Origin of the sequence: uncultured Methylobacterium sp. (assembly GCF_964251405.1) — a bacterium.
GTDB lineage: Bacteria > Pseudomonadota > Alphaproteobacteria > Rhizobiales > Beijerinckiaceae > Methylobacterium.
Map to the genome: position 1 here is coordinate 12389 of NZ_CAXUJR010000085.1, position 2960 is coordinate 15348.

The 2960-nt window shown below is 67.4% G+C and carries 2 protein-coding genes; one reads left to right on the plus strand and one right to left on the minus strand.

The window, feature by feature from the left end; all coding sequences use genetic code 11:
• Window positions 1-1168: ubiquinol oxidase subunit II (gene cyoA / locus ACFE7U_RS14325; protein WP_375410394.1), on the minus strand; the 1168-nt coding region annotated here is incomplete at its 3' end.
• 352 nt (window positions 1169-1520) lie between these two features.
• On the opposite strand from cyoA, the gene ACFE7U_RS14330 reads away from it, so the two are divergent.
• Window positions 1521-2873 carry an MFS transporter gene (locus ACFE7U_RS14330; RefSeq protein ID WP_375410395.1) on the plus strand — a complete coding sequence of 451 codons (1353 nt, stop codon included), beginning with the start codon at window positions 1521-1523 and terminating at the stop codon, window positions 2871-2873.
• Window positions 2874-2960: the final 87 nt, after the last annotated feature.

The window sequence follows — 2960 nt, forward strand, 5'->3', positions numbered from 1 at the left end:
GACTGCCGTGATCGTGCCCGCCGTGATCGTGTCCACCCTGGGTCGCGCCCGGCTTGTGTCCCTGATGCGGGCCGCCCTCTCCCGACTCGCTGCGGGAGCCGCCCGACGTCACGCCCTGGGGCTTCTCGTCGCCATGCGATTCGCGCCCCGCGGCCGGGAAGGTCGCGCCGGGCGCCTCGTCCCCCTGCTGCGCGTGCCGGTTGTCGTATTCGAGCCGCGCGCGATTGGCCCCGCTGTCCTTGCCGCCCCCGCCCATGGCGTCGATGTGCATCATCTCGTGCATGCACATCTTGTCGGGGAAGGCGCACATGTTCAGGACGGCTTTGTAGAGGCCGTCACCGACGGCGGAATAATAGCGCACGGGCTCGGCCTCGCTCGGCTTCTCGAGGGCCATGTAGTCCTCGCGGTTCAGGGGCTTGCCCTCGCCCTTCACCTTGGCGACCCACTGGTCGAAGCCGTCCTGGCTGAGCCCGTGGAACTTGAAGTTCATCCGCGAGAAGCCCGAGCCGCTGTAATTGGCCGAGAAGCCGTCATAGGCGCCCGCCTTGTTGATGACGGCGTGGAGCTTCGTCTCCATGCCGGGCATCGCGTAGATCTGGCCGGCCAGCGCGGGGATGAAGAACGAGTTCATCACGCTGGCCGAGGTGATCTTGAAGGCGATCGGCACGTCCACCGGCGCGGCGAGCTCGTTGACGGTGGCGATGCCCTGCTCGGGGTAGAAGAACAGCCACTTCCAATCGAGGGCGACCACCTCGACCGTGAGGGTCTTGGTGCCCGCCGGAATGGGGCGGCCGTCGGCGATCCGGCCGATCGGCCGGTAGGGATCGAGGATGTGGGTGCTGATCCAGGTCAGCGCGCCGAGCGCGATGACGATGGCCAGGGGGGCGGCCCAGATCACCACCTCGAGCTGGGTCGAATGGTGCCAGTCGGGATCGTAGGTGGCCTGCTCGTTCGAGGCGCGGTAGCGCCAGGCGAACAGGGCGGTCAGAGCGATCACCGGCACGATGATGAGCAGCATCAGCCCGGTCGAGGCGAGGATGAGATCGCGCTGCTGCATCGCGACGTCGCCGGACGGCTTCATCAGCACCACGTTGCAGCCCGAGAGGAGGCCACCGAGGAGGAGCGCCAGGGGGCCGAGCACCAGGCTGCGCGGGAGGCGAGGGAACATCCGATCTCTCGTCGTCATCCGGGAATGAGCCCTCTGGTCGGCCGGAATCGATGGCGGTGCCGCACGCAGATGGACGTTTTCGTGCGTTGCAACAACCCTGCCGATCGATTTGCGGACGGCGTGTCGCGGGACGTGACGGCGGGCCGGGCGCGAGCATCGGTTTGAGGTCTGCGAGCTGTCGCAGGAACGACCGGCTCGACCGGCCTCCCGGACGTTCGCGTCACCTCTTGGTATCTTGCCGTGGCATCTTGCTGCGCTTTGACGCACGAAAGGGTTGCACCATAACGTTCTCACGAACGAAGGCCCGTGCGCGGCGGCCTTTGCGGGATCAACAGCGAGCGACGTGCCTTCGATGAGCGCAGACCAAGCCCTTCCTGCCTCGACCGCCCTCGAACGCGATGCCCAGCAGGCGTCGAACAGTCACAAGGATTCGACCGGCCACAAGGTCGCGCCGAGCGAGATCGCCATCGGCGTCGTGATCGGCCGGATGTCGGAATATTTCGACTTCTTCGTCTACGGCATCGGCTCGGTGCTGGTGTTCCCCAAGGTGTTCTTCCCGTTCCTCGAGCCGCTCTACGGGACGCTGGCCGCCTTCGGCGTGTTCGCGCTGGCCTTCGTCGCCCGGCCGGCCGGCTCGATCCTGTTCATGGAGATCGGGCGCCGCCACGGGCGCGGCGTCAAGCTGACCACCGCCCTGTTCCTGCTCGGCGGCTCGACGGCGGCGATCTCCTTCCTGCCGCGCTACGACCAGATCGGCGTCGCCGCGATCCTGATGCTGGCGGCATTCCGGATCGGACAGGGTCTGGCGCTGGGCGGCGCCTGGGACGGCCTCGCCTCCCTCCTGGCCCTCAATGCTCCCAAGGACCGCCGCGGCTGGTACGCGATGATCCCGCAGCTCGGCGCACCTCTCGGCTTCATGCTGGCCAGTTCCCTGTTCGCCTTCTTCCTCGTCAACATCTCCATGGACGACTTCATCGACTGGGGCTGGCGCTATCCGTTCTACGTCGCCTTCGCCGTCAACGTGGTCGCCCTGTTCGCGCGCCTTCGCCTCATCGCGACGCAGGACTTCACGATGCTGCTCGACCAGAGCGAGCTCAACCCGGCCCCGGTGGCCGAGGTGTTCGCCGTGAACGGCCGCTTCATCCTGATCGGCGCCTTCGCGCCCCTGGCGAGCTTCGCGCTGTTCCACCTCGTCACCATCTTCCCGATCAGCTGGATCGTGCTCTACACGCAGCGCTCGGCGGGCGAGTTCCTGATGGTGCAGTTCGTCGGTGCCATGGTCTGCCTCGCGACGGTCGTGGTCTCGGGCCTGATCGCCGACCGGATCGGGCGGCGGCGGCTCCTGGAGGTCTCGGCGGGGCTGGTGGCGCTCTTCGCGATCGCCAGCATCGTGGCGCCGATCCTGTTCGAGGAGACCGCCACCGGGCAGACCATCTACGTCATCGTCGGATTCGCCCTGCTCGGGCTCGCCTATGGCCAGAGCGCGGGCGCGGCGACGTCGAACTTCGCGCCGCGCTACCGCTATACCGGCGCGGCCCTGACCTCGGATCTCGCCTGGCTCATCGGCGCGGGCTTCGCGCCCCTCGTCGCCCTCAGCCTGTCGAGCAAGTTCGGGCTCGCCTGCGTCGGCGTCTATCTTCTCTCGGGCGCCGCCTGCACGCTCTTGGCGATGCGGTTCAACACGCCGGAGACGCGGGAGGCCTAGGGTCAGAACCCCATCAGTTTGGCTGTTGGTGTGTCCGCTTCCGACCCAACCTCGCCGAAGAGGTCGGTCCGCGCAGTTCTCGAAAGC

What these genes read in the sequence shown, in the direction of transcription:
- ACFE7U_RS14330 (WP_375410395.1), top strand. Translation starts at nt 1,521, where the DNA reads ATGAGCGCAGACCAAGCCCTTCCTGCCTCGACCGCCCTCGAACGCGAT.